General features: G+C 40.8%; 30 protein-coding genes and 1 riboswitch. Of the genes, 14 read left to right on the top strand and 16 right to left on the bottom strand.

Annotation, left to right across the window (positions count from 1 at the left end; all coding sequences use genetic code 11):
* Positions 1–9 precede the first annotated feature (9 nt).
* From SOS22_RS08760 to SOS22_RS08750, 3 genes are all read right to left on the bottom strand, one after another.
* Positions 10–1,197, bottom strand: coding sequence for a chloride channel protein (locus SOS22_RS08760; protein ID WP_320596954.1), 1,188 nt, complete (start codon positions 1,195–1,197; stop codon positions 10–12).
* 34 nt (positions 1,198–1,231) lie between these two features.
* A riboswitch (Fluoride riboswitch) is annotated at positions 1,232–1,304 on the bottom strand.
* Positions 1,305–1,328: 24 nt separating this feature from the next.
* Entirely contained in the window at positions 1,329–1,583 is a 255-nt protein-coding gene (locus tag SOS22_RS08755; RefSeq protein WP_320596953.1) for a Txe/YoeB family addiction module toxin, read from the bottom strand.
* Positions 1,576–1,839: a type II toxin-antitoxin system Phd/YefM family antitoxin gene (locus tag SOS22_RS08750; protein WP_320325533.1), complete on the bottom strand. Its 264-nt coding sequence runs from the start codon at positions 1,837–1,839 to the stop codon at positions 1,576–1,578. The genes SOS22_RS08755 and SOS22_RS08750 overlap by 8 nt, the downstream gene beginning before the upstream one ends.
* A gap of 127 nt (positions 1,840–1,966) precedes the next feature.
* Between SOS22_RS08750 and SOS22_RS08745 the strand changes: the two genes are divergently transcribed.
* From SOS22_RS08745 to SOS22_RS08725, 5 genes are read left to right on the top strand one after another with little or no spacing between them, the layout of a single operon-like run.
* Positions 1,967–2,572, top strand: coding sequence for a 4Fe-4S binding protein (locus tag SOS22_RS08745; RefSeq protein ID WP_320596952.1), 606 nt, complete (start codon positions 1,967–1,969; stop codon positions 2,570–2,572).
* Positions 2,573–2,574: 2 nt separating this feature from the next.
* Positions 2,575–3,519, top strand: coding sequence for an NAD(P)-dependent oxidoreductase (locus SOS22_RS08740; protein ID WP_320596951.1), 945 nt, complete (start codon positions 2,575–2,577; stop codon positions 3,517–3,519).
* Positions 3,516–4,061, top strand: a complete 546-nt coding sequence (locus tag SOS22_RS08735; RefSeq protein ID WP_128521045.1) for an RNA 2'-phosphotransferase — start codon at positions 3,516–3,518, stop codon at positions 4,059–4,061. The genes SOS22_RS08740 and SOS22_RS08735 overlap by 4 nt, the downstream gene beginning before the upstream one ends.
* Positions 4,062–4,096: 35 nt before the next feature.
* A complete protein-coding gene (locus SOS22_RS08730) occupies positions 4,097–5,479 on the top strand; it encodes a sodium:alanine symporter family protein (RefSeq protein WP_320596950.1) in 1,383 nt (460 codons plus the stop codon).
* Between the two features lies 1 nt (position 5,480).
* The gene (locus tag SOS22_RS08725; protein WP_320325528.1) at positions 5,481–5,996 is read left to right on the top strand and encodes a phosphatase PAP2 family protein; all 516 of its coding nucleotides are present in this window, start codon (positions 5,481–5,483) and stop codon (positions 5,994–5,996) included.
* On the opposite strand, the gene SOS22_RS08720 is transcribed toward SOS22_RS08725, so the two are convergent.
* The 4 genes from SOS22_RS08720 to SOS22_RS08705 all read right to left on the bottom strand — a co-directional run bounded on the left by SOS22_RS08720 (position 5,993) and on the right by SOS22_RS08705 (position 8,682).
* Positions 5,993–6,559, bottom strand: coding sequence for a GNAT family N-acetyltransferase (locus SOS22_RS08720; protein WP_320325527.1), 567 nt, complete (start codon positions 6,557–6,559; stop codon positions 5,993–5,995). The genes SOS22_RS08725 and SOS22_RS08720 overlap by 4 nt on opposite strands.
* Position 6,560: 1 nt before the next feature.
* Positions 6,561–6,815, bottom strand: a complete 255-nt coding sequence (locus tag SOS22_RS08715; RefSeq protein WP_128521041.1) for a TIGR03905 family TSCPD domain-containing protein — start codon at positions 6,813–6,815, stop codon at positions 6,561–6,563.
* Positions 6,816–6,893: 78 nt separating this feature from the next.
* Complete coding sequence (gene fucO / locus SOS22_RS08710) at positions 6,894–8,039, bottom strand: lactaldehyde reductase (protein WP_320596949.1); 1,146 nt, start codon at positions 8,037–8,039, stop codon at positions 6,894–6,896.
* A 91-nt stretch (positions 8,040–8,130) separates the two neighbouring features.
* Positions 8,131–8,682, bottom strand: coding sequence for a TetR/AcrR family transcriptional regulator (locus SOS22_RS08705; RefSeq protein WP_320325525.1), 552 nt, complete (start codon positions 8,680–8,682; stop codon positions 8,131–8,133).
* Positions 8,683–8,790: 108 nt separating this feature from the next.
* On the opposite strand from SOS22_RS08705, the gene SOS22_RS08700 reads away from it, so the two are divergent.
* The 9 genes from SOS22_RS08700 to SOS22_RS08660 all read left to right on the top strand — a co-directional run bounded on the left by SOS22_RS08700 (position 8,791) and on the right by SOS22_RS08660 (position 18,384).
* Positions 8,791–9,966 carry a peptidase dimerization domain-containing protein gene (locus tag SOS22_RS08700; RefSeq protein ID WP_320325524.1) on the top strand — a complete coding sequence of 392 codons (1,176 nt, stop codon included), beginning with the start codon at positions 8,791–8,793 and terminating at the stop codon, positions 9,964–9,966.
* 4 nt (positions 9,967–9,970) lie between these two features.
* The gene (locus SOS22_RS08695) at positions 9,971–10,426 is read left to right on the top strand and encodes an Lrp/AsnC family transcriptional regulator (RefSeq protein ID WP_320325523.1); all 456 of its coding nucleotides are present in this window, start codon (positions 9,971–9,973) and stop codon (positions 10,424–10,426) included.
* Positions 10,427–10,704: 278 nt separating this feature from the next.
* Positions 10,705–11,808, top strand: a complete 1,104-nt coding sequence (gene hisC / locus SOS22_RS08690) for a histidinol-phosphate transaminase (protein WP_320325522.1) — start codon at positions 10,705–10,707, stop codon at positions 11,806–11,808.
* A gap of 2 nt (positions 11,809–11,810) precedes the next feature.
* Positions 11,811–12,821, top strand: coding sequence for an NAD(P)-dependent oxidoreductase (locus SOS22_RS08685; protein WP_320325521.1), 1,011 nt, complete (start codon positions 11,811–11,813; stop codon positions 12,819–12,821).
* Between the two features lie 13 nt (positions 12,822–12,834).
* Positions 12,835–14,394: a BCCT family transporter gene (locus SOS22_RS08680; RefSeq protein WP_320596948.1), complete on the top strand. Its 1,560-nt coding sequence runs from the start codon at positions 12,835–12,837 to the stop codon at positions 14,392–14,394.
* Positions 14,395–15,672 carry an MFS transporter gene (locus SOS22_RS08675; protein WP_320325519.1) on the top strand — a complete coding sequence of 426 codons (1,278 nt, stop codon included), beginning with the start codon at positions 14,395–14,397 and terminating at the stop codon, positions 15,670–15,672. It begins immediately after the preceding gene.
* A 132-nt stretch (positions 15,673–15,804) separates the two neighbouring features.
* Entirely contained in the window at positions 15,805–15,930 is a 126-nt protein-coding gene (locus tag SOS22_RS08670) for a hypothetical protein (protein WP_320596947.1), read from the top strand.
* A gap of 9 nt (positions 15,931–15,939) precedes the next feature.
* Complete coding sequence (locus SOS22_RS08665) at positions 15,940–17,145, top strand: MATE family efflux transporter (protein ID WP_320596946.1); 1,206 nt, start codon at positions 15,940–15,942, stop codon at positions 17,143–17,145.
* A gap of 18 nt (positions 17,146–17,163) precedes the next feature.
* Complete coding sequence (locus tag SOS22_RS08660) at positions 17,164–18,384, top strand: MFS transporter (protein ID WP_320596945.1); 1,221 nt, start codon at positions 17,164–17,166, stop codon at positions 18,382–18,384.
* A 196-nt stretch (positions 18,385–18,580) separates the two neighbouring features.
* Here the strand turns inward: SOS22_RS08660 and SOS22_RS08655 are convergent, their stop codons facing one another.
* The 9 genes from SOS22_RS08655 to SOS22_RS08615 all read right to left on the bottom strand — a co-directional run bounded on the left by SOS22_RS08655 (position 18,581) and on the right by SOS22_RS08615 (position 25,710).
* Positions 18,581–19,057 carry an N-acetyltransferase gene (locus SOS22_RS08655; protein ID WP_320596944.1) on the bottom strand — a complete coding sequence of 159 codons (477 nt, stop codon included), beginning with the start codon at positions 19,055–19,057 and terminating at the stop codon, positions 18,581–18,583.
* Positions 19,047–20,093, bottom strand: coding sequence for a threonine aldolase family protein (locus SOS22_RS08650; protein ID WP_320325515.1), 1,047 nt, complete (start codon positions 20,091–20,093; stop codon positions 19,047–19,049). Before SOS22_RS08650 ends, SOS22_RS08655 begins: the two co-directional genes overlap by 11 nt.
* A 6-nt stretch (positions 20,094–20,099) precedes the next feature.
* The gene (locus SOS22_RS08645) at positions 20,100–20,828 is read right to left on the bottom strand and encodes a GntR family transcriptional regulator (RefSeq protein WP_320325514.1); all 729 of its coding nucleotides are present in this window, start codon (positions 20,826–20,828) and stop codon (positions 20,100–20,102) included.
* Positions 20,825–21,337: a GntR family transcriptional regulator gene (locus tag SOS22_RS08640; protein WP_320325513.1), complete on the bottom strand. Its 513-nt coding sequence runs from the start codon at positions 21,335–21,337 to the stop codon at positions 20,825–20,827. Before SOS22_RS08640 ends, SOS22_RS08645 begins: the two co-directional genes overlap by 4 nt.
* A gap of 37 nt (positions 21,338–21,374) precedes the next feature.
* Positions 21,375–22,748, bottom strand: coding sequence for a uracil-xanthine permease family protein (locus tag SOS22_RS08635; RefSeq protein ID WP_320596943.1), 1,374 nt, complete (start codon positions 22,746–22,748; stop codon positions 21,375–21,377).
* A gap of 61 nt (positions 22,749–22,809) precedes the next feature.
* Positions 22,810–23,412: an MmcQ/YjbR family DNA-binding protein gene (locus SOS22_RS08630; protein ID WP_320596942.1), complete on the bottom strand. Its 603-nt coding sequence runs from the start codon at positions 23,410–23,412 to the stop codon at positions 22,810–22,812.
* Positions 23,412–24,581, bottom strand: a complete 1,170-nt coding sequence (alr, locus tag SOS22_RS08625; RefSeq protein ID WP_320596941.1) for an alanine racemase — start codon at positions 24,579–24,581, stop codon at positions 23,412–23,414. The genes SOS22_RS08630 and alr overlap by 1 nt, the downstream gene beginning before the upstream one ends.
* Position 24,582: 1 nt before the next feature.
* A complete protein-coding gene (locus tag SOS22_RS08620; RefSeq protein WP_320596940.1) occupies positions 24,583–25,347 on the bottom strand; it encodes an HAD family hydrolase in 765 nt (254 codons plus the stop codon).
* A 12-nt stretch (positions 25,348–25,359) separates the two neighbouring features.
* Entirely contained in the window at positions 25,360–25,710 is a 351-nt protein-coding gene (locus SOS22_RS08615) for an MATE family efflux transporter (RefSeq protein WP_320596939.1), read from the bottom strand.
* Positions 25,711–25,837 lie beyond the last annotated feature (127 nt).

Below are 25,837 nucleotides of genomic sequence, written 5' to 3'. Positions count from 1 at the left end.
TTTCTACTTTCAGTATATCACTTTGGATTGGGCCGTATAGATGGAATGGTTTCCATTGACTACATAAGCCAGGATGCAAACCAACGCAAACGGAATCATATTGGCTCCACCAAAAACTTCCAAACCAATAAAGATGGGGGCAAATAACGTATTGGTGGCACTACCAAATACGGCGGCATAACCCAAAGCTGCACAAAGCAGGGGATCCAAACCAAGAAGTTGACCCAAAAGGGCACCCAAACTAGCACCTATGGAAAATAAAGGAGTGACTTCACCACCTTGAAAGCCAATCGAGAGAGTAAGAATGGTAAAGAATAGTTTTAAGATCCAGTCCCATGCATAGATGGTTTGATGGGTAAAACTATTGGTGATCAAGTTTGTCCCCAAACCACAGTAGCGACCACCAAAGAAAAGCATCAAAGCAATGGCCAAAGGAATGGAAACCAGACCAATCCGCTGATATGGATCGGGAATGGATCGTTTCATCCAGGATTTCGCTTTTGCCAACATCGTAGCAAAGAGCCGTCCTGTTAAGCCAAAGGCAATGCCTAATAAAACAATCGAGCCCATCGTAGATAGAGAATGGAGAGGCAGGCTTGTTGGAAGCGTAACGGCAAATTTTGGCAAGCCCAAGAAACGAGATGTGAAACAAGCCACATAACTGGCCAGAATGGCAGGTAATAAGGCATAGACATCCAAGTAGCCCGCAATCACGACTTCCATCGCAAAGAAGGTGGCGGCTAATGGGGTTTGGAACAATCCAGCAAATCCAGCTGCCATACCCGTGATCAACAAAATCTTACTGTTATCGGGCAAGTGGCATTTTTTGCCCAACCAATGGGCCAGGGTCGCACCAATTTGTACGGCCACACCTTCACGTCCGGCACTCCCGCCAAATAAATGCGTGATCCATGTGCCCACCATCACCAGTGGAAGCAAGGCCAAAGGAATGTCTTTTCGTTGATCTAAACGGGTTTCAAAGATCAAGGTCATACCACCTAAACTTTCTTGACTGAAGGTATGATAAAGCCAAGTGATCAAGAGTCCTGCCAATGGTAAAAAAGGCAGTAACCATACATAATGAAGCGTACGGAAGGCCGTGATCCAAATCAGGACACGGCCAAATAAAGCATCGATGGCCCCAACAAGAAAGCCAACCAATACAGCTAATAAAAGGTGTTTATAGATTGTGTTCATATCTTCTCTCCTCACATAAAAAAAGACTGATGGCTTCTTTTCAGAAGTCATCAGCCAGAATGGCAGTTTCGAATCGATCGCGGGAGAACCTCATTCCCTTGTCTAAAATTTACCAACCAATGAAATGTTTGTCAAGCCTGATATCTACAAGCAATGATATAAATATTGTTTTCATCCAATCGATAAATTAATCGATCTTTACTATTGATTCTTCGACTCCAAAATCCCGCAAAGTCACCAATCAACGGTTCGGGCTTGCCGATACCAGCATTCCCATTTCTTTCGATATCTCTAATCAACTGATTGATTTTTTTTAAGGTTTTCTTGTCTTCCGTTTGCCAAAATGGATAATCGATCCATCCATTTTTGGTGAAAACTTTATTCATGTGTATCCTCAATTAGATCATGTATTTTTTGATTTCCCTCTTCCAATTGCTTCTTCGATTCCATGAGCCAATCATAATTTTCTTTATTTCCTAATACATGGATATTTTCCATTAGATTATTGTAGGTATCTTCCGATAAAACGACAACATTTTCATTGTTTTTACGAGTAACGACCATCGTTTCATATTCATTCACAACTTTGTCGAAATATGATTTCATATTCTTTCTAAGCGAGGTATAGTTAACAGCCAACATGATGTATGCCTCCTTTATTTACTTTTTTTATAATGTACAACATATTGTACGCCAATCAAATGGAATCAAAAACGCAACGTACCCGTTTCCATGTATAATAATATAGTAAAACAAAGAGAGGGACCCTATGGAAACAAAAGACTATTTAAGAATATTAGTGGAAGACATACACTCCTGTGTGGTCGCAACCATCGATGAGAATGGACATCCTATCACACGGGTAATCGATATGATGTTGTATGATGAAAAAGGTGTCTATTTTTTAACCGCCAAAGGAAAAGCTTTTTATGAGCAATTGATGGATCAAAAATATATCAGTCTTTCTGGGATCAAAGAGAAGAAATCCATTTCATTATCGGGTCATGTCCGGAATATTGGCCATGAAAAACTAGAAGAAATCTTTGAAAAGAATACCTATATGCAAAAAATCTATCCAGAAGGTACGCGAAACATCTTACAAGTGTTTATTTTGGATAAAGGAGCTGGGCAATATTTTGATATTAGTGATCCATCTCATGTAACTAGAGATTCATTTACATTGGGGGATGGTTCAATCAAACCCAGTGGATATTTCATTACATCGGCTTGTATCCAATGTGGTAAATGTTTAGAAGTGTGTCCTCAAAAATGCATCGATTGTACGATGGCGCCCGCTCAAATTGATCAAAATCGTTGTCTGCATTGTGGGCAATGCGAACCAATTTGTCCGGTGCAAGCTATCGTTCGGAGATAAACATGAAAATTGTGATCACAGGACGAAATTTTGATGAAAAAGCCAAACAAGTATTGAAAGGCAATGAAATTGTTGATTATTCCTATTTGAATCTAGGTTCAGGCGCGGATCCAAATCAAATGATCGAATGCATCCAAGATGCCCAAGCTGTTATTTGTGGACCTGAACCCATCAATGCGAAGATCATGGATGCCTGTTCCCATCTACAAGTGATTTCACGACGAGGCATTGGCTACGATAATATTGATGTATCTGCCTGTCAGAAACGCAACATTGCCGTATTACGAACTACCGGACTGGTTGAAGCCGCCGTGGCAGAACATGCCTTGGCCTTTTTATTGTATTTTGCGCGAAATATCAATCAAGAAAATAAAGAAATGCATCAAGGCCTATGGCATCGACAAAGGAGCATGGGTGCTAAGAATCGACGCTTAGGATTGATTGGTTTTGGGGGCATAGGTAAAGAAATTGCGAAAAGAGCCTATCCATTTGGGATGGATATTGTCTATTATTGCCGCCATCCCCATAAAGAATGGGACAATATGTATCATGTGCAGTATGTCGATTTGGATACTTTACTATCTAGCAGTGATTATATTTCCATTAATGTGCCATTGACCAATCAAACCAAAGGCATGATTGGCAAGGAAGAACTTGCAAAGATGAAACCAGAAAGTGTATTAATCAATATTGCCCGGGCTTCCATTGTGGATACGCAAGCTTTAAAAGCTGCATTGATGTCACATCAAATTCGTGGGGCTGCCATCGATGTATTTGATCATGAACCATGTACGGACTCACCTTTTATCGATTGTGATAATGCGATATTGACGCCACATGTAGCTCCATTCACAACCGAAAACTTTCAAGCTATGAATCAACAATCCGCACAAAATATCGTGGATTGGCAACAAAATAAATTGAATAGGAAGTATCAAGTCATATGAATAAAACCAAAATGAGTAAATTTATTTCTTTGATCTTGCGTCATCATCCCGAAGTTATTGGTATTTCCTTGGATGCGCATGGATGGGCCAATGTCCATGATTTATTGGCTGGGATCAATGCTGATAGCTATCGCTTTATCACCATGCCCATGTTAGAAGATATTGTGGCAAGTGATGAAAAAGGAAGATATAGCTTCAATGCAGACCATACCAAGATTCGAGCCAATTATGGTCATTCTCTTCCTATTGATTTGGAATTGGAAGCCGGTATTCCACCAAAAATCTTGTATCATGGGACTGCCCAAAAATCCGTGGCTTCCATTTCGAAACAAGGATTATTGCCGATGGAACGTTTATATGTGCATCTTTCCAACGATATTCCCACGGCTACAAAGGTGGCATCTCGTCATGGAAAACCCGTTATTTATCAAATCGATACGCAAAGAATGATCCAAGATGGCTATTGTTTCTATCAATCACCCAATGGCATCTGGCTAACGAAACAAGTGCCTGTCAAATATTTGGAAAAGATTTCGAAATAGTGTATGATGGTAGCGCTACGTTTTAGGGGTATAACATGATACAAACAATTATACAAATCAATCAAACGTTGAATACGTTTATCTGGGGAATTCCCGCGATGGTGGCAATCATTGGTGTGGGTCTCTTATTGACGATTCGTACGCGCTTTCTACAAGTACGTAAGTTTTCGGATGCCATGAAAAATACGATTGGGAAGGTCTTTGATCGAAAAAAAGCCCAAAAAGGTTCGATCTCTCCTTTTCAAGCCGTTTGTACAGCACTGGCCGGTACAGTCGGTACTGGAAATATTGCCGGTGTGGCCGGAGCCGTGGCAATTGGTGGACCCGGTGCCGTCTTCTGGATGTGGTGCTCTGCCTTTTTAGGCATGTGTACCAAATTTGCGGAAGTCACCTTGGCGGTTCGGTATCGTGAAAAAAGTAAAGATGGCGAATATGTGGGAGGTCCCATGTACTACATTAAAAATGGCCTATCGCATAAATGGCTCTTTTTAGCTTATGCCTATTCCATCTTAGGTATATTAACCGTATTTGGGACCGGAAATGCGACCCAGGTTAATACGATCGTTGCTGCCATCAATGAAGCTTTATTGAATATGCATGCGGTACAAGAAAGTCAACTATCATCCATTAATTTGATTTTAGGTATCATCATTATGGGATTGGTGGCTGTTGTCTTACTAGGTGGTATCAAACGAATTGGACGGGTATCCGAACGATTGGTGCCGTTCATGGCTATTTTATATATTGTGTTGGGACTGGGTGTGATACTGATTCATATCGATCGCGTGCCACATGTATTGGCTTCCATTATTGTGGGTGCTTTCAATCCCCAAGCTGTGACCGGGGGAACCATTGGTTCGATGATGATTGGCTTACGAAAAGGCGTATCCCGCGGGATCTTCTCCAATGAAGCTGGCTTAGGTACGGGTAGTATTGCGCATGCTTGTGCCGATACGGACGAACCCGTTCGTCAAGGCTTGTTTGGAATCTTTGAAGTCTTTGTCGATACGATCGTTATTTGTACTTTGACGGCATTGGTTATTCTATTAGGTAATGAAGCCATTACCTATGGGGCACCAGCCGGTGCCGAATTGACCATTGCAGGTTTTGTTTCCGTTTATGGCCATTGGGTATCAATCTTTACGGCCGTTGCGTTGTGTTGTTTTGCGTTTTCAACCACGATTGGTTGGGGACTGTATGGGTCTCGTTGTGTGGAATTTATTGGCAGTGAAAAGTGGGTCAAACCCTTCTTGGTAATTTATTCATTGGTTTCGATATTAGGTGCAACTGTCAACTTAGGTTTACTTTGGGATATTGCCGAAACCTTTAATGGTTTTATGATCATCCCGAACTTAATTGCTCTGTTCTTATTGTCAAATAAAGTGATTTCACTCGCCAAGGAATATTTTAAGGAATAATATGGAAATACAAATTTTAAATGCGATTCAAAATATACATACCTCTTGGTTAGATGCTTGTATGATTGGCATCACAAAATTAGGAAATCATGGTTTGATTTGGTTTGGATTGACGTTGGTATTATTAATCAATCCCAAAACACGAAAAATTGGTATTATGTGTACCCTTGCGTTGATCATTGATTTGATTGGTTGTAACTTGGTGTTAAAACATTTCTTTGCGCGGCCACGTCCATATATGGTCAATCCGAATGTCCACTTATTGATTCCAGAAGTGGGAGATCATTCTTCCTTTCCTTCGGGACACACGGCCATGGCCTTTACGATTGCGAGCGTGTTCTATCTCAACAAATTTAAAGGATGGCAAATCATTGGAATTTTTGCGATACTGATTGCCTTCTCAAGATTGTATTTATATGTGCATTTTCCGACCGACGTCTTAGCTGGTATTTTGATTGGCATCGGCTGTGGAATCTTAGGTGTTAAAATTTATCAATCAAAAAGACAAACCAATTAACGGTTTGTCTCTTTTATATTGGGGTAGGGAATGATGGGTTTTGGATGTTCTACCACATCTACGATTTTTTCCATCCAGATCATGTCATACCATCGATGAAATTTATATCCACAATGATGAAAATAGCCATTCTCTTTATAGCCTAGGTGTGCATGAAATTGGGCACTGTTTTTCGTTAGATAGGCATCGTCTTTTTGCGGATAGCCAATACACGCATAGAAATTGGTGATTCCCATTTTTTTACAGGCTTCTTCTAAAGCAAAATAGAGCTTTTTTCCATATCCCTTTTTACGAGCACTAGGATCTAAATAAATGGTCATTTCACAAGACCAATCATAGGCTTCTCGTACATTTAAATGACCGGCATACGCATATCCCATGATCGTATTGTTATCTACGATCACCAGATAGGGATACATTTCCATGGTCTTTTTCATACGTTGTTGAAAAGCAATAACGGATGGTGTCTGATATTCAAAAGTAATGGCCGTCTGTTGGACATAATAATCATAAATCTCAACCAGACGGGGGGCATCTTCCAAAGTTGCGTTACGAATGATCATATTATTCACTCTGTAATGCTGCGGCAATCCCTTTGGCTAATTGATCGGCACACGATGTATTTTTCATGCCACATGTATTTCCTTTTAAAATATCAACAGTTTTTTGGGCATCGGCACCTTCCAATAGTTTGGAAATGGCTAGCAAGTTACCGGGACAGCCATTGGTGAAGTGTACGTTGTGTAGGGTATGTCCATCCAAATCAAATTCAATTTGGGTGGAACAAGTTCCTTGTGGTTTATATGTATAATGTTTCATGATTTTCTCCTTTCCTTAAAGAATAGAAGAAAATAGATATTTGTCAACCGAAAAGAAAAGCACAGATTTCTCTGCACTTTACATCAATTGTCTAAACATCTCAATGACTTGTTCTTTGGTAGCTTCTCTTGGGTTTCCAGGATAACAAGCATCATTTAACGCATCGATGGCTAATTGATCCAGATCTTCTTCTTTGATGCGATCGTTTTTCGGATTGATGCCTACATCCTTGCTTAATTGTTTAACGGCATGGATGGCCGCATCACGATATTCTTCTTGACTCATGTCATCTACACCTTCAACACCCATGGCACGAGCAATCTCACGATATTTTTCACCCGTATGATCGCGATTAAATTCCATAGAAATTGGTAATAAAGAGGCACAAGCCACACCATGTGGCGTGTCATAATGCGCACTTAAGGTATGAGCCATCGAATGATCGATGCCTAAACCAACATTGGAAAATCCCATACCGGCAATGTATTGACCCAGTGCCATGCCTTCACGACCTTTTGGATCATTTTCAACAGCCGCTCTTAGATTTTCAGCAATTAAACGAATGGCTTCCAAATGAAACATATCAGTCATTTCCCAAGCCCCTTTTGTGGTATATCCTTCAATCGCATGCGTCAGGGCATCCATACCGGTTGCTGCGGTTAATCCCTTTGGCATCGAAGCCATCATATCGGGATCCACGATCGCAACAATAGGCATATCATGTGGGTCGACACATACGAATTTTCTTTCTTTTTCCACATCCGTAATGACATAGTTGATCGTTACTTCAGCAGCGGTACCCGCTGTGGTTGGAACAGCTAGGATCGGCACACATGGATTTTTCGTGGGTGCTACACCTTCCAAAGAACGAACATCTTCAAATTCAGGATTCGCAATGATGATACCAATGGCTTTGGATGTATCCATGGAAGAACCACCACCAATCGCAACGATGCAGTCGGCGCCACTTTGTTTAAAGGCTTCGACACCGGAAGTTACATTTTCAATGGTTGGATTGGGCTTGATATTACTATAAAGTACATAGGGAATGTTGGCGCTATCCAATAAATCCGTCACCTTGGCCGTTACACCAAATTGAACCAAGTCGGGATCGCTGGCGACAAAAGCTTTCGTGAATCCATGGGCTTGGATTTCCGTGATGATTTCTTGAATAGCTCCTTTTCCATGATAAGAAGTTGGATTTAATGAAATTCTGTTTGCCATAAATGATTCTCCTTTGTATTTCTATCTATACAATAATAGATTTGTGAAATAAAAAACAAGTTACATTTCATTGAAAATGTAACCTGTATCACTAATAGATTTCTAATTGTTTATACAAAGCCGATAAATCTTGTGGCATCGCTTGAATGAGAATATCCACCAATTCTTCGGGTGATTCTTTTGTGCCATGTAAGACCCATTTGACCGTGCGATAGACCGACCCAAAACAATAGATTTCTAAAATATCCATCATTTTGGCATCCAATGGATAGTTTTTCTTCTTGGTGATCAAATCGATGTAAAACGCATAGATCATCTCAAAATCATGTTGGCGTAAATTATTTTGGGTGTCCATGGAAAAGGCAGCATAAAAGAATAAATGTTCTTCTTGAATATATTGGAATTTTTTCAATAAACCATCGTGAATGGTTCTTCCTTGTCCCATGCGATCAAAGGAAATATGAAGAATACGATCAAAATACCAATTGATCAGATCATATTTGTCTTTGAAACAACGATAAAACGTTTGACGGGAACACTGCGCCGCAAAACAAATTTCTTTGATGGTGATATTTTCAACACTTGCTTTTTTCATGCATTGATTCATGGCATATGCAAGCCGTAATTTCATGGATTCGGACATATCCGTATTCTACCATGATTCCAACGATATGCAGAGCAAAAGGCATCTTTTACTTCAAAATCAAAAAAACCCGTGTTAGAATTTTGGACATAAAGGAAGGGACTCAAATTGAAAGAGAGAAGATCCATCGATCAAGCCATTGCGGACTATCTTCCTTTGGGATACCAAATTCTCGATTGGATGAATGAACATCCAGAACCTTCTGGAAATGAAAAAAAGACAGTGGCTTTTTTAGTAAAAACATTGAAAGAAAACGGGTATCAAGTCACTTCTCCGATCAAGCGAATCAAACATTCTTTTTGGGCTCGTAGAGCGACAGATCAAAATCAAAATAAACCAAAAGTAGCCATTCTCTGTGAATATGATGCCATCGAAGAGCAGGGGCATAGTCTCGGTCATTCGGCCAGTTGTGCGGCTTCCATTGTTTGTGCGCTAGCCTTAGAAGCGGCCTATGAAGATTTTCCCTTTCAAGTGGAACTCATTGGCACTCCCAATGAAGAAGTAGGCGGTGCCAAGATTGCGATGTTGGCCAAAGGCATGTTTGATTCCTATGCATTTGCGATCCTGACCCAGATGGGGCCGCATAATTATCCATGCTTTAAGACCGTGGCTGCCAGTGATTTGTATGTTCATTATTATGGCAAAAGTGCCCATGTATCCATCAATCCTTGGGAAGGCATCAACGCCTTGAATGGGGTCCAATTGTTTTTTCATGCCTTAGATATGTTACGTCCCCAATTGGAACCGGGCTGTCAGATCAGTGGCATCATTACCGAAGGCGGTAAGATCCCCAATGCGATTCCGGAACAAGCCAGTGCCTATGTTTATTTGCGAGCCAATCGCTATCAACAAATCTTAAAGCTCAAAGAAAGAGTAGAAAATTGTGCCAGAGGTTGTGCCATCGCAACGGAAAACCAATTCATGAATGAACAATTGAACCCAACCTATGCCGAAATCGTTCCCAATGCGGTCATGGAACAAATGGTCTTTGACATCATGACCCAATTGGGCCTAACACCCGATAAGCAACACGTTTTGACCTATTCCACTGATGTGGGCAATGTCAGTTTATCCATTCCGGTATTTTGCCCCATGATCTCGATTGGCAAAGCCGATGCCTTATATTCCCAAGAATTTGCGCAAGATATGAAAGCAGAAGGCGGACGTTTTGGAATGAAAAATGCGATCTTGGTGATGGTCCATATCCTGGTTACACTAGCTGATCATCCAAAACAACTCCAAAAGATCCAAGATGAACACGAAGCATATGTAAATAGGAAGTGATACCATGGCGAAAAATCTAGATGGGATCGATCGCAAAATATTGAATATTCTCCAAAAAGATGCTCGGAGTTCGATCAAAGAAATTGCGCAACAAGTCTTTTTATCTTCACCTGCCGTATTGGTTCGAATCAAACGATTGGAAGAAGAAGGCTATATTGAAGGCTATCATGCGCAATTGAATATGGAACAGTTGGGCATGAATATCAAAGCTTTCATCAAAGTGAACTTGCAGGCAAAATATCGATCCGAATTTTTAGCTTATATTGAGTCAGAGACCAATGTGGTTTCGAGTTATACAATTACAGGCGATTATGCTTATTTATTGGAAGTGATCTATGACTCCATGAAACAATTGGATGCATTTATCCAGAATCTGCAAATATATGGGCAGACCAAAACCGATATCGTATTTTTAACGTCGTTTGAAAATCGAAGCTTGGAGTTCGCAGAAGAAAAGTAGGTTTTTGAATCTCTTTTCTTTTTTTGTTGAAAAAATGATGTACAAAAATGAAACAAAACGGAAGAATATTAATATAAAATAGATATATACAAAATATAATTAATAAAATACAAAAAATATTTAAAATAAGGCCATATCACATTGACCATTTTTTTAATATAGTTTTATAATACCGACAAGACAAAGGTGTCAATCCCATCGTGGTTTGACGCCTTTTTTTGTTTTTGGTCACATGTACGAGATCTCAATGTGTTCCAAAAGAAAGAAAAGGAGACAAAATGGTAAAAGGTATTCGTAAATTCGCATACGATTGTGAAAAGTATGTATCTGGAAAAAGTATGGATGAAGTGATGGAGGAATATGGCTTAACGAGTGTCATTAAACTGGGTTCCAATGAGAATCAATATGGGCCGTATCCAGTGGCTGTGCAGGCGATGCAAGCCGAAATTGGCCGTATGAACATATATCCAGAAAAAAACTATATTCGCTTAAAAGAATTGGTTGGTGAAAAATTTGGTGTGGATGGCGACTGGGTCAGTCTTGGTCATGGGGCCGGCAATGTCTTGGATGAAGTAGCCAAGACCTTATTGGAAGACGGCGATGAAGTTTTGTTGCCAAAAGAATCCTATCGTTTGTATCGGGAAATTTCCAAGATCATGGGAGCGAAAGTGGTTGAGATTCCTTTGAATGAAGACTACACCATTGATCTTGCCGATTATAAGAAGGCATTGACCGACAAAACCAAAATCGTATGGATCTGTAATCCCAACAATCCAACGGGAACCGTCATTGATAAAGACACATTTGGTGCGTTCATTGATGCCTTACCAGAAAAATGCTGGTTGGTTGTCGATGAAGCCTATGCCGATTTTACCGATCCCGACTTATTACCGGATTTGATGCCCTATATCAAAGCCGGTAAGAATGTGATCAATATTCATACCTTCTCAAAATATTATGGTTTAGCAGGTGGTCGTATTGGTTATTTGGTTGCTAATCCTGCATTCATCAATTGGTACGATACGGTCAGTGAACCATTTAATGCGAATCGTATGGGCTTGGCTGGTGCTGTCGCTTTGATGGAACATCCAGAAGAACCAAAGAAATATGGCGATCTTATGATCAAAGATCGCACATGGATGAATGAAGAATTAACGAAGATGGGTTGTGCCCCGATTGATTCCCAAGCCAACTTTGTGTTCTTTCAATGTCCGTATCCAGCGGATGAAGTGGCTGAGATCTTGCTGCAAAATGGTGTCATTGTTCGTCCTTGTACAGGTTGGGGATTCGATCATTTTTTGCGTATTTCCATTGGCACAACGGAACAAAATAAAGTCGTATTGGCCAAACTTCAAGAGGCCTTTGACAAATTGGGGGACTAACGATGAAAATTGCGATTTGTGATTATAAGGAGCCTTTGAATCGAGACTTAAATATTGAAAAAAATATTTTCAAAAAGTTTCTTGGTGAAGATACCGAGATCTCTCTCTATGTGCATGAAGGCAATGAACAAGCCTTTAAAGAGGCGATTGCCGATGTCGATGGGATCTTGACTTCGTACTTGGAATTTCCCAAAGAGATCATTCAAAGCAATCCCCATTTAAAAGGAATTTCCATTGAAGCTACGGGATACAACTTTGTGGATGCGGATGCTGCGCAAGCACAAAACACGGCCGTTACTGTCATTGGTGAATATTGTACCCAAGAAGTTGCCGATCATTCGATGGCCTTGATGTTGGCCGTGGCTCGAAAATTAAAACACTACGATCGAGAAATTGAATACAAACATGTTTATGACTACAATTCCACTTCAGGCATGATTCGTTTGGAAGGATCGACCTTTGGGATCCTTGGCCTAGGCAAGATTGGTAAAGCGGTGGCACGAAGAGCCCAAGGCTTTGGCATGCATGTGATTGCCTATAGTCCGACTTGTAAGCCAGAAGTGGCCCAGGCTTTAGGGGTCAAGCTGGTGAGTAAAGAAGAGTTATTTGAAACTTCGGATGTGATCAGTGTGCATATGCGATTGACCGATAAAAATGTCAATATGTTGAATCGCGAAGCCTTTGCGATGATGAAAAAGAAACCCATCATCGTAAATGTATCGCGAGGTGCCATGATCGATGAAGATGCCTTATTGGAAGCATTAGATCATGGACAGATCTTTGGAGCTGGTCTGGATGTGTTGGTCGAAGAAACCAATGAAAACACGAAAAAGAGTCCTCTTGTGGGACGAGAAGATGTCATATTGACCCCACACATGGCCTTCTATTCGGATTTTTCATTGTATGAATGTCAACGAATTGCGGCCGAAAACTTATGTTATGTCTTGCTTGGACAACAAGATAAAGTATTTAAGATGGTCAATGATGTAGATGTAAGACAATTCGCAAAATAAAGGAGTGAGATCCATGCGAGAAGCATTGAAAGAAATGGACAAGGTCGTTTATTTTACGGCCATGGGACTGATTGCCCTGATCGTGCTCACATTGGCCTTTTGGCCCGAAGTGATCATTGGTTTTATTCAAGGTGCTTTTCAAATTGTCGTTGGCAAATTGGGGTGGATGTATGTCTTGGTCAATGTCATTTGTTTCGGTATGTTCTTTTATTTGTACTTTAGTAAATATGGCAACATCAAATTAGGCAAACCCGATGAAAAGCCCCGCTTTTCGACCTTCAGCTGGGCCGCGATGATCTTCACATCAGGGGCTGGATCCAGCACGGTCATTCTTGGGTTTGCGGAACCTTTGTATTATTTGACCGACACCCCTTTTCACATCAAAGCCATGTCCACCAAGGCCTATGAATATGCGCATATGTATGGCCAATTTCATTGGGGATTCAGTGCTTGGGCCTTTTATCTACCGGCCGTTGCAGCCATTTGTTATATGTTGTATATTCGCAATTCGAAAGATGTAAAAATTTCCAATACCATGACACCATTATTTGGTGAGCCATTCACCCATACAATATTTGCCAAGATCATTGATATTTGTGTGGTGTTAGGGATCGTTGCATCCATCACGACATCGCTAGGCTTGGGGGTTCCGGTCATGTCCAAATTGATAGCGGATCTAACGGGATTGCCAGCCAATATGGGAATGCAGATCTTTGTGTTTGCGGTCTGGTTTGCGATTTTTGGATGGAGCGTATTTCGCGGCTTAAATAATGGCATTCGTAAATTGACCAACTTGAATATGATCATTATTGGTGTCTTTCTTGCTGGCTTTGTTTGCGTCACCCCTTTGGGTGATTTGATCAGTATGGAATTAAATACCATTGGTTTGTATCTAGATAAATTGCCCCGATTGGTTTTTTATACCGATCCCTTTGGCGATAAAAAATTTGTGAGTGGATGGACCATGTTCTATTGGGGATGGTGGTTAACTTTTATTCCCATCATGGGGATCTTTATTGCCAAAGTCTCGCAAGGACGTACTCTAAAACAAGTGTTGTTGGGACAAATGGTCTATGGAACATTGGGTTGTTGTACGTTTTTAGGCTTGTTAGGTGGCTATTCATTGTATCTTCAAAGACATGGTGTTGTGAATCTGGTTTCCATTCTTGCCAAAGAAGGCAATGAAGGGGTTGTCTTGGCCATCCTTCATACCTTGCCATTTCCCAAGATCTTTATTGTCGTTACCATTGTATTGTGCTTTGTCTTTTTGGCAACAACGATTGATTCAACCGCTTTGGTGTTGGGAAATGCCACATCCAAACATTTAGATCCCAATCGAGATCCTCATTTATACAACCGCTTTAGCTGGGCGATAGCCATCTTTGTGTTGGCGATTGCTTTGACGTTGGTCGGCGGTTTGAGCCTGATCCAGAAATTTGCGATCGATATTGGTTTCTGGCTGATCTTTATCACCATCCTTCTCTCGATTTCTGTAGTTCATGCGATGAAAGAAGATCTTGGTGATAAGACCAAAGAAGAAATCATTGAAATTTTTCAAAAAGGAAGGAATTGAATGATGAGTAAAAACGCTAGAAAATATTTAACATTGATTATTTTAGGACTGGCGGGAGGTTCAATCTATATTTTCCCGTATTTAAAATATGTATTTTATGATCCACTGATCCATGTCTTACATATCAGTAATGCGCAATCGGGTTTATTGCTGACGATGTATGCGATTGGTTGTGTCATCTTATATATTCCTGGCGGTATCTTAGCCGATAAAGTCAATCCGAAAAAAGCTTTGATCTTATCTCTATTGGGAGAAACCATTCTTACGGTTTTGTTTGGGGTCTTGATCATGGCCAATCTTTCTCCTGCAACAACGTATCATTGTGCCTTGGTGATTTGGTTGTTGTTGGCCATCTGTTCTGGATTTGTGTTCTGGACCGCTATTTTAAAAGCCATTCGTATGATTGGTACCGATGCGGAACAAGGACGTATGTATGGCATCTATTATGCAGCCAATGGGACGACCGCAGCCATCGTCGCTGCCATCAACTTGTGGGCCTACAATGCCTTTGGTGGGGATGCCAATGAACAAATGGGCTTCTTTGCCGCTGTTATGTCTATGGCCGTATTTACTTTATTAGCTGCCATCTTGTTAGGCCTCTTTATGGAAGGATCCACGGATAAAGATCTATCAACAGCTGAAGCAGACAAGTTCCATTTCAGTGATGTCGGGGCCGTATTAAAGAACCCATCGATTTGGTTGGTTTCGATCATGTTCTTCTGTATTTATGGTGTTTATAGTTGCGCTTCGTATTTCACTCCCTATTTGACCGATATTGTTGGTCTCTCCAATACTATTGCCGGTATTTGTTCTATCTTACGAACCTACGTTGTCATGTTGGTGGCAGCCCCATTGGGAGGCATCTTAGCGGATAAACTCTTCCATTCTACGTTGAATTGGTTCCGTTTTGGCGGCGCTTTATTAGCCGTATCGATCTTGCTTGTGATCTTAGTAGGTACTGGCGCACCGAGTCTATTGATTGCCATCTTGACCTTGATTCCTGGTCTATTCAGTATGAGCTTATATGGGGTCATGTTTTCGACCATGCATGAAATCAATATTCCGGTCAAAGTAGCCGGTACGGCCATTGGTATTGCTTCCATTGTTGGGTATCTGCCAGATATGTTCTTAAGTACGGCCTTTGGTACGATCCTGGATCGCAGTTCTGGTGCATCGGGATACTTTCAGATCTTTACGGTCTTGACCATCTTCTGTGTAATCATTGTCGTGATCAGTGCGTATCTTTATCGCAAATATGTAAAGAAACAACCTGCATAATTTATCGTGAAAAAGACTTTCCATTCAAAATAAATTGTGTTATAAAAAGAGCAACAAAACCACAATGCGTTGGTGGACGCTTCATCCCCGAATGAAGGCCAACGTGTTGTGGTTTTTTTATGGAGGGATAAAATGGAAAAAAATAAGATGGCAACGATGCCGGTTCCCCAATTGCTCTTAAATATGGGGCTGCCCATGATGTTGTCGATGTTAGGACAAGCTTTATATAACGTGGTGGATACCTTTTATGTATCCTGAATACAAGGTATGGCCAATGCCGGCGAAATGGCCATCAACGCATTGACCATGGCCTTTCCCATTCAAATGTTGATCATTGCACTGGGTGTTGGGACGGGTGTAGGCATCAATGCATTGATTTCCCGTTTGTTAGGGATGAAAGAAATACGAAAAGCAGAAAATGCAGCAGGCAATGCGCTTTGTATGAGCTTGTTGTATTTTGTTGGCTTATTTCTTTTTGGAATTTTTGGTACCCAAGCGTTTATTTCTAGTCAAACAGAGAATGCGATCGTGGCCCAATTTGGAATCGATTATTTACGAATCATTGCGATCTTTTCCTTAGGAACATTGGTATATATGTGTTTGGAAAAAATAACAGTGGCTACCGGACGAACCAAGATTACGATGATGACCCAATTAGCCGGCGCCATCACCAATATTGTTTTAGATCCTATTTTGATCTATGGTTGGTTGGGTCTACCTGTCATGGGTGTAAAAGGCGCTGCCATTGCCACTGTAATTGGTCAATTTGTTTCTCTGATCAGCTTAGGTTTGTTTTATGTCAATAAACACCCCATCCTATCCATTCATGGGTCGGATTTTCATCTTCAGGCCGATATATTGCGAAATCTCTATCGTGTGGGGGTTCCTGCCATCATGATGCAACTGTTGGTTCCTATCATGTCCTATGCGATGAATTTGATTCTTGGAGGCATTTCCGAAGCCTCTATCACCGCTTATGGCATCTATTATAAACTACAAAACTTTGTATTTATGCCTGCCTATGGTCTGAATAATGCATCAATCCCAATTATTTCCTATAATTATGGAGCCGGTAAGCAAGATCGCATTCGCTCGACCATTCGTTGGGCATTGATCGATAGTATGGTCATCATGGGAATCGGGGTCATTCTATTGGAAGGATGGACCGAACCTATCGTATCCATTTTTGCGGTTTCCCAAGAGACCATGGCCCTTTGTGTATGGGCCTTACGCATCATTGTCTGGGGTTTCTTTTTTGCGGGGGCCAATATCATCTTACAAGGCGTTTGCCAAGCTTTAGGCAATGGCAAGTATTCCCTGATCATTTCTTTGATTCGCTTCCTTCTCATTCCGTTGCCTTTTGCGTTTTTGATCCATTCTCAACTTCATGTTTGGTTTGCGATTCCTTTGGGCGAAATGGTGGGAATGATCGTTGCCATCTTGTTGACGAAACATTTGTATAAAAACATGTAGGAAAGATATAATACATATATGCGATTGAACACCCAACGAACCATCTGCATTGGGCTAGCTTTTTTTTCGATTTGTGCCTTTTGGCAATTTTACGACAATGAAATTCCCAAAATATTAAAAAATAGCTTTGGCATGAAAGAAACCATGACCGGTCTAGTCATGTCACTGGATAATATTTTGGCCCTTTTTCTATTGCCCCTCTTTGGTCGCTGGTCCGATCATACCCATACAAGAATAGGCAAACGCATGCCCTTTATTTTGATTGGCAATTTGCTGGCGTGTATCTTTTTGCTTATTTTAGGACATCTTAGCCAGCTTGGTCCGTTCCTTTTCTGCTTGGTGTTGTTGCTTTTGGCTATGGGCATCTATCGATCACCGGCCGTTTCCTTAATGGCCGATTTGACCCCAGCCCCACTTCGTTCGCAAGGCAATGCCATCATCAATTTGATGGGTGCTTTCGGTTGTTTTTGTACATTGGTCTTGATCAAAGTGTTCTTAAAAAAGAATCAATATGGACCATTGATCCTATCCTTAGTGCTATTGATGATGGTCAGTATTTTGATTCTTTTTCTTACGGTTCCGGAAAAGAAGCTCATAGATGAAATGGGGACCCAACCCAAAACGGAAGAAGAAAAAGCGAAGGAAGCTTCTAAAGGCAAGAAGATGCCAAAAGCGATGCAACGATCGTTGATCCATGTATTGGTGGCTGTCTTTTTTTGGTACAGTGCCTATAATGCCGTTACCACAGCGTTTTCTCGATATGCGCAACAAGTTTGGCATCTACAAAATGGGGCCTATGCCGATTGTTTGATGATTGGCACGATCGTGGCGGTTTTATCCTATCTTCCGATTGGTCATGTTTCCCAAAAAATCGGGCGGAAATCAATGATCCTATTTGGCATTGGATCGATGACGTTGGCCTATGGCATGGCGACTATTATGGGTACCTATTCGCAGATCATGATGATATGGTTTGCGTGTGTCGGTATTGGTTGGGCAGCCATTAATGTCAACAGCTATCCCATGGTCGTAGAAATGAGCCAAGCTGGGGATATTGGCCTGTTTACCGGAATGTATTATACGTTTTCCATGGCAGCACAGGTATTTACCCCTATTGCCAGTGGCTTTTTATTAGAGCATGTTGGCTATCAAACCTTATTTCCTTATGCGTTTGTATGTATGATCTTAGCTGCCATCACGATGCTTGGTGTGCATCATGGAGATATAAAAAAACGATAAAAATTATCCAAATTGTAGCAATTCAAAATAAGATCCAAAAGTGGTTAAAAACGCATCCAGACGTTGGATATGAATCCATTTCCATCGAAAAAAAAAAGAACAAGTTGCACAAATGGGAATTCTTTCTGTGCCGCTGTTCTCGTATATCGGAATGAGTGTGAAATTATTCTTTAGTTTGGATGAACTCTTATCGACGTTAGATGCGTTCATAGGCTAAACGAGGTTGGTGATCGCGTACATAGATGATACCACAATATTGGAACTGATTCTTTCCAATCACATGCTGCATGATCGCATTATCGGCATGGGTATCGATCCGTAAATGTGCGATTTTGTTGGAAGCAAAGTCGATGACTTGTCCAAAGAAACCATGAATGGTGCCATCACTGGCAATGCGATGAATGGTGCCATAGGGCGAATCATCCAACCATTGACCTTGTTCGATATATGCATAGGTGGGATCTTCACCGATGATCAAGGCAAAGACACCATGAATTTGATTGGTTTCATACACATAGAGTTGTTGGCATTGAATGTCTTTTGCCAACAACTTTTTTTCTGGATAGCCATCCTTCCATTGATAAGGATTGCCCGTTTGGATCATAAATTGACGAGCAATGACATATAGATCGAAAATTTGATTTAGATCGATCATTTGTGCTTTACGAATCATGTTGGATCTCTTTCAAAAGTTGACACAGTGCATCGACATCTTTTTGTTGCGTGGCCCAACTGGTCGCAATGCGTACAATACAATGGGTCTTGTCTACTTGTTCCCAGAAACTTAAATTGACTTTTTGGCTTAATCGATTCCATAAGGTGTTATCCACAATAAAGAAAATTTGATTGGTTGGTGTTTCTAAATACAGTTGATAGCCATTTGTTTTTAGGGCATCGATGATTTGTTGGGCATATACATCGGCATCATATCCAATATGTAGATATAGATCCTCTTTGAATAATTCATCAAATTGGATGCCCAATAGTCTTCCTTTTGCCAATAAAGCACCATTTTGTTTGAGGATCGTGAAAAAATGCGGAATCAAATGGGGATGTGGCATGACGACAGCTTCACCAATCAAGGCTCCGCATTTTGTGCCACCAATATAGAAAATATCACACAATTGAGCCAATTCGGGCAAAGATATGTCATTTTGTTTCGATGCCAAGGCATAAGCCAAACGAGCTCCATCCATATACAAAGGCAGATGATATTTTTGACATACCCGATAGATCTCGCTTAATTCCGCTTTGGAATACAGCGTACCAAATTCAGTGGGTTGCGATAGATACACCATGCCGGGCATGACCATGTGTTCATGATTTAAGTCTTGTTCAAAATTTTGGAGATATTGTTCGATTTGATTAGCAGTAATTTTGCCCCATCTACTTGAAATTGGCAATACTTTGTGACCGCCAAATTCAATGGCACCCGCTTCATGGACACTGATATGACCAGAATCCGGTGCCATTACGCCTTGATAGGAAGGCAATAAAGCCGAAATGATCGTGGCATTGGTTTGGGTACCACCACTTAAAAAATAAATTTCGGCATCGCATTGACAAGCTGCCTGAATTCGTTTTTTAGCAGATGCACAAATCACATCGGTTCCATAACCAGGTGTTTGATCCATATTGGTTTGGACCAATCGGTGAATGATATGAGGATGGGCTCCTTCTTGATAATCGGAAGCAAATTGTAGTTTCATGGTTTCTCACTTTCTTGAATGATCTTGTACAAATTTGAAACAAGTATATTTGGGCTTGTTGTAAGAAAGGGTATATTCCACATGTTCTTTTTGTGGATCATAGCCATAATATTGAAATAAAAACAATTGATCATCGGTTTTCACATCCATGATCTTCTGATAAGCAGAAGGTAGGGAAGTGATTCGTAAAGTCGATGTTTGAGTAATGGTTGGATGGTGATGGTCGGCCATATATTCATATAACGAACAGGTTTGAAAATCAAATCGATCCATATCATGAAATAAAGGATAGGGCAGATATGTCTTTTGCAGTGCATACGGCTCATCATTGATCGTAAAGATGCGAATGAGTTCATAGACTTTGGTACAAGAAAAAAAGCTTTTTGCGGCGTCTGGGACATCGACCACCTGTAAAGAAATGACCTGACGAGAAGAACTCATGCCCTTTTGGCGAATCTGGACGGATAAAGAAATATTTTCGGCATCTCCCAGTTGCAGACGATCATGGACCGTAGGAATCTGCGTGACAAAGGTTCCCTTGCCTCGATAACTGGTGACAATTCCTTCTTTTTCTAAGTTTTTGATGGCATTGCGTACCGTCATGCGATTGATGCCATACATTTCCGACATCTTTCGTTCCGAATCTAATTTATCTCCCAATTGCAGTTCACCTTGAATGATCTTTTGTTTGATGCTTTGCATCAGTTGTTGATACAACGCTTGTGGATTGTTCATTGATGGATCACGCTCCTAAATCGGAAAAAAGATGGTATGGCTGCCATTTCATAGTATTCAAACGGCTTGCCGATATTTAAATACGAATTGCCCTTGATCAAAACAATGTCCTGTCCATGGGGTACATGGAGATAATGGGCTTCTTCTTCGTTGCAGGAAACGATCAAGATCTCTTCTTGATTGGATGCCAAGTGATAACCATATTTCTTCTCGATCACATCCAAAAAGGCCACATCATTGAGATCGACTTTGTCCAGTCCAGGCACAATATCCAAATTAATGTAGGTTTTTTCTAAAACTTTTGGTTGATCCTCCACCATGCGTAATCGTTTATAAAAAAATAATTTGGTTGCGAGCGGCACACCCAAGATATGCGAAATTGTATAGTTGGATTCAATGATCTTTTTTTCGATCACTCGATTTTCTACTTTGTAGCCCTTTTCTTTTAATAAATTCGTTAAGGAAGCGGGACTATCCATGCTTCGTTCAATATAAATCTCATTTGCCATATGTTTATTATAGCCTATTCATAAAAAAAGAGAGAAATCATTCTCCCTTTGGTACATCGGTTTCATAATATTTGAGGTCTTTTGGTAAAAAAAGATCCATGACCAAAGCCACCACAAATACACCGGCCACCATGTTGCCCGCAAAGATATCGCCCAATACATGAGGCAAGTGGGCAAAGAAACCATCGACCTGGGTCACACCAACGCCTAGACAAATGGAAGTAGCCGCAATCAATACGTTGCGATTATCCATGCCCGCATCATGCATCATGCGAATGCCCGACATGAAGATCGAACCAAACATGATGACGGTACAACCACCCAATACACAATCTGGCAATGTGGTCAAGAAAGCACCAATGGGTGGGAAGAGACCACCTAAGATCATCGCCAAAGCGCCAAATAGAATACAAAAACGATTGACGACATGGGTCATGGAAATCAAACCCACATTTTGGCTAAATGAAGTAATTGGGGAACAACCAAAAATGCCTCCAGAAACGGCAGAAATAAAACCATCGACACCTAAGGAACCCGAAATTTCTTTGGAGGTTACATCACGATGTAAGCCTTCTTTTGCGGTTGCGGTGGTATCGCCAATGGTTTCTACGGCGGAAACCACAAAGATCAAACAAAAAGAGAGGATATGGCTCAGATTGAATTTCGGCGTAAACGCACACAATTGCGGAATCGCAACGATTCCCATTTCCGAAATGGTCTTGCCCATAGCGGCAAAGTTCACCATCCCAAAACAGATCGACACGACATAGCCAACCATCATGCCAAGTAATACATACATTTGTTTAAAGATACCTTTTAATTTGATATGGAAGATCAAAGCTGAAATCAAAGTAATGGTGGCTACCAACAAGTTTTGCCATGATCCCATATCGTATTTGGCAGACGAACCAAAGGATTGTACGCCGACATTGAGGATGCTTAAGCCAATGGAAACAACCACGCAAGCAGCGACCATAGGAGAGATGAATTTTCGCCAATATTTGGCGGTTAATCCCAATAATCCTTCAAAAATACCACCAATAATGATGGCGCCGACCATATATCCATAATCTTGACTGGCTGCATTCATCGCCGCAGCTAAGAAAGTAAAGCTCAATCCCATCACGACCGGAAGTCCCGATCCAATAGGGCCCAATGGATACAATTGGATCAAAGTACCAATACCGGCAATCAACATACAATTTTGGATCAAGCGCGCCGTCTCTAGACTGGAAAAGGGTTTCCCATTATATACCGCAACTCCCGCAATTAAGATCAAGGGTGCGACATTGGCAATAAACATCGCTAAGACATGTTGGAGACCAAATGGAATGGCCTTGGCGATGGGGACATACCCATCCAACTTGTATACATTTTCAATTTTCGCATCTGCATAAGTTTCTTTCTTCATAAAATTTTCCTTCCTTAAACAATGAAAAGTATGCCATAAATAAAATGAAAACGCACGATATTTATACCGTGCGATCGAAACTATCTTGAATATAGGAAAGAATTTCTTCATCGGTCAACGTATCATCCAAACCAATAGAAATCCAATGTTGTTTGTTCATATGCCATGCAGGATAAATGCCCAATCGATGAAGGCATTGGGAAGCGTTTGCTTTCACATTGATAATTTCAATGGGTCCTTGGCCAATACCCAATTTTTCTTTATCGATACATTGGATGAGGGCATACCATTTTCCATGTCTTTTATAAGCACCATAAGAAGGATACTTTCGAAAAGGGAAAGTAGCTTGAGTGGGCATTTGGGCATCAATACGATTGGTTTGGGCAAAACGATAGGTTTCTACTATGCAGCAATGTTGAAAAAAATCATGCATTACCTGATCATATGCAGATCGTACGGATTGAACAAATCGTCCTTCGGGATGGGTCTTCCATACAATATAAGGCTCTTGTGTTTCATTATCCACGATCTGGCTTTTGATTTGTTGGTGGATGATTTGAATACAAACCGAAAACTGACGATCTAGGATGGGATAAACATACACATAGGAATGCTCTTGTTTGATAAAGCCATAGGGAATCAAACGGGTTTCTGCTATTTTCATTACATTCTTAATAATAATTCTTTCGATATGATTTTGCCACTTTGTAGATAGAATCTAGGTACTCGTTTACTCACGGCACAAACAATTTCATAGGGAATCGTGCCAGCTAAGGCGGCCCAATCATCCAAAGATCGATGGGGTCCAAATATTTCAATTTCACTGCCAACTTTGACATTCCATTTATCGGTCAAATCAATCATGGCCATATCCATACAAATGCGACCACACTGTTGGACAGGACCATCAACACTCATCAATTGGCAACGATTGGATAACGAACGCAAAAAACCATCAGCATATCCATAGGGAATCACGCCCATCCGCGTCTTTTTGTTGGTTGTGTAGATTCCTCCATAACTCACATGGGTACCTGGATCATAGACTTTAATGGTGCTGACCACTGTTTTTAAGGACATTAAAGGTTGGAGATGCCATTTTTTTGCATGGGTACCATATCCATACAACAATAAGCCAGGACGGACCATATCTAAATACGTTTCGGGATGATCGACGGTTGCTCCGGTATTGGCACAATGATGCAAAGAAAAGGTTTGGCCCCATTTTGTTTCTACTGCATGGATCACGTTTTGAAACAGGGCAAATTGTTTTTGGGTATAGGCTTGGCTCATTAAATCTTCTTCATCGGCCATCGCAAAATGGGTAAAGATTCCTTCTGCTTGTAAACCGGGTAATTGACAAGCTTCAACGATGCCTTCGATTCCGCTATCAAAATGTTCATCGTTACATAAATAGCCCAAACGAGACATGCCGGTGTCCACTTTGATGTGGACCTTTAAGGTACCACCATATTTTAACGCTTCGGCATTGTATTCATCGGCTTTGGCTTTACAAGTGACGGCTTGGGTAATATTGAAACAAATCAAACGATCCACTTGTTCTTTGGGGGTGTGACCCAAAATAAGGATTGGCATCGTGATTCCATTGAAACGCAATTCCATGGCTTCATCAATACTGCTGACGGCTAAATAATCAGCCCCTAATTCCTGTAGACGACTGGCAATCTGAACCGAACCATGACCATAAGCATCGGCTTTGACCACACCTAAGAATTTGGTCTTGGCACCAATGTGTGAACGAATGGTTTGATAATTGTAGTCAAGGGCATCGAGATCAATTTCCGCCCAAGTTCGTTTTAATGTTGATTTCATTTTATTCACCACCTAATAATTCAGCAATCGAATCGACAACTTGTGAAGCGTGTGCCTGGACATCTTTGCTTGCCCAGGAAACGGCAGCTCCATGAAGACCATATGTGATCAGGGGAATATCGTTGTTGCCATCGCCAAGCGTATATACATCTTGTTTCGCAATATGATGCCTTTCACAAATACGAGCAATACCAGTTGCTTTGGAAATATTTTTCGGGACCACATCGACGACATATTGATTGGCATAGGCTACGATTCCATCTGAAAAATGGGCATTGAGCCGTTTTTCTAATTGCAGGGCTTGTTCTTTTGTGTCCATGGACAAAACAATTTGTGCATATTTTCCTTGCGCATGGAGTTGTGCTTCACTCATATCGCAAGCTAAGTCGGGATATCGTTTATCTTCGAGTTGGTCATTGACAAGAATGCGATGGCGATAAAACCCATCATTGACAACATAACTGACAATGCCACCGACCATTTTGGCCATATACATGATATCAACGGCTAGGATCGGCTCTAAATATGTGGAGAAAATTTCATTCTTTTGGGCATCAAAAGCCATCCCACCATTATTGGTTATAAAATAATCAACAGGCAATAGATATTTTTGAACTTGTTCGAGTATGGATTCCATCGAACGGCCGGTATCGATCACAAATAAATGACCGTTGGCTTTCCATTGATCGATGCTGGAAAGATCCTCTGTTTTGATGTTTCCATCAACCAGTAGCGTTCCATCGTAATCAGTTGCGAATAATTTCATAGCGCTATTATACTACATCTCCACATATTCTTCTTTGGTTACTTTAAAATATAAAAGAATGACAGCCAAACCTGTAATGATCCAGGAAATGGGATAAATGATGACGACCTGAGAGAAATGGGCAAAGGCAGCATGAGCCAGACTGATATATACGATTCGTAAGACACAAGAACCAATCAAAGTAAAAATCGTGGGTTCTAAGGAATGGCCAATGCCTCGTAAGCTGCCACCGGGAATTTCATAGAGGGAAGTCAGTGGTTCCAATAAAGCAATATAGGCCATTCGAATATTGGCATAATAGATCACTTGAGCATCCGTGGTAAACAATCCAAGTAAGGGTCTTTTCAAAAGATAAATTATCATAATAAGTGCAACAGCCTATAAGAATTAAAAAAGTCCATGGGTTCAATGATAAAATGTGAGTGAGAAAACAAACATTTATCAAGGAGAATCCCATGAACTACAACCATCTTAACATAAATGAGAGAAC

This window comes from Absicoccus sp. (genome assembly GCF_034090965.1).
Classification (GTDB): Bacteria; Bacillota_I; Bacilli_A; order Erysipelotrichales; family Erysipelotrichaceae; genus Absicoccus; species Absicoccus intestinalis.
The sequence above is the reverse complement of the archived record's forward strand: the minus strand, read 5'-3'. Positions and strand labels throughout refer to the sequence as shown.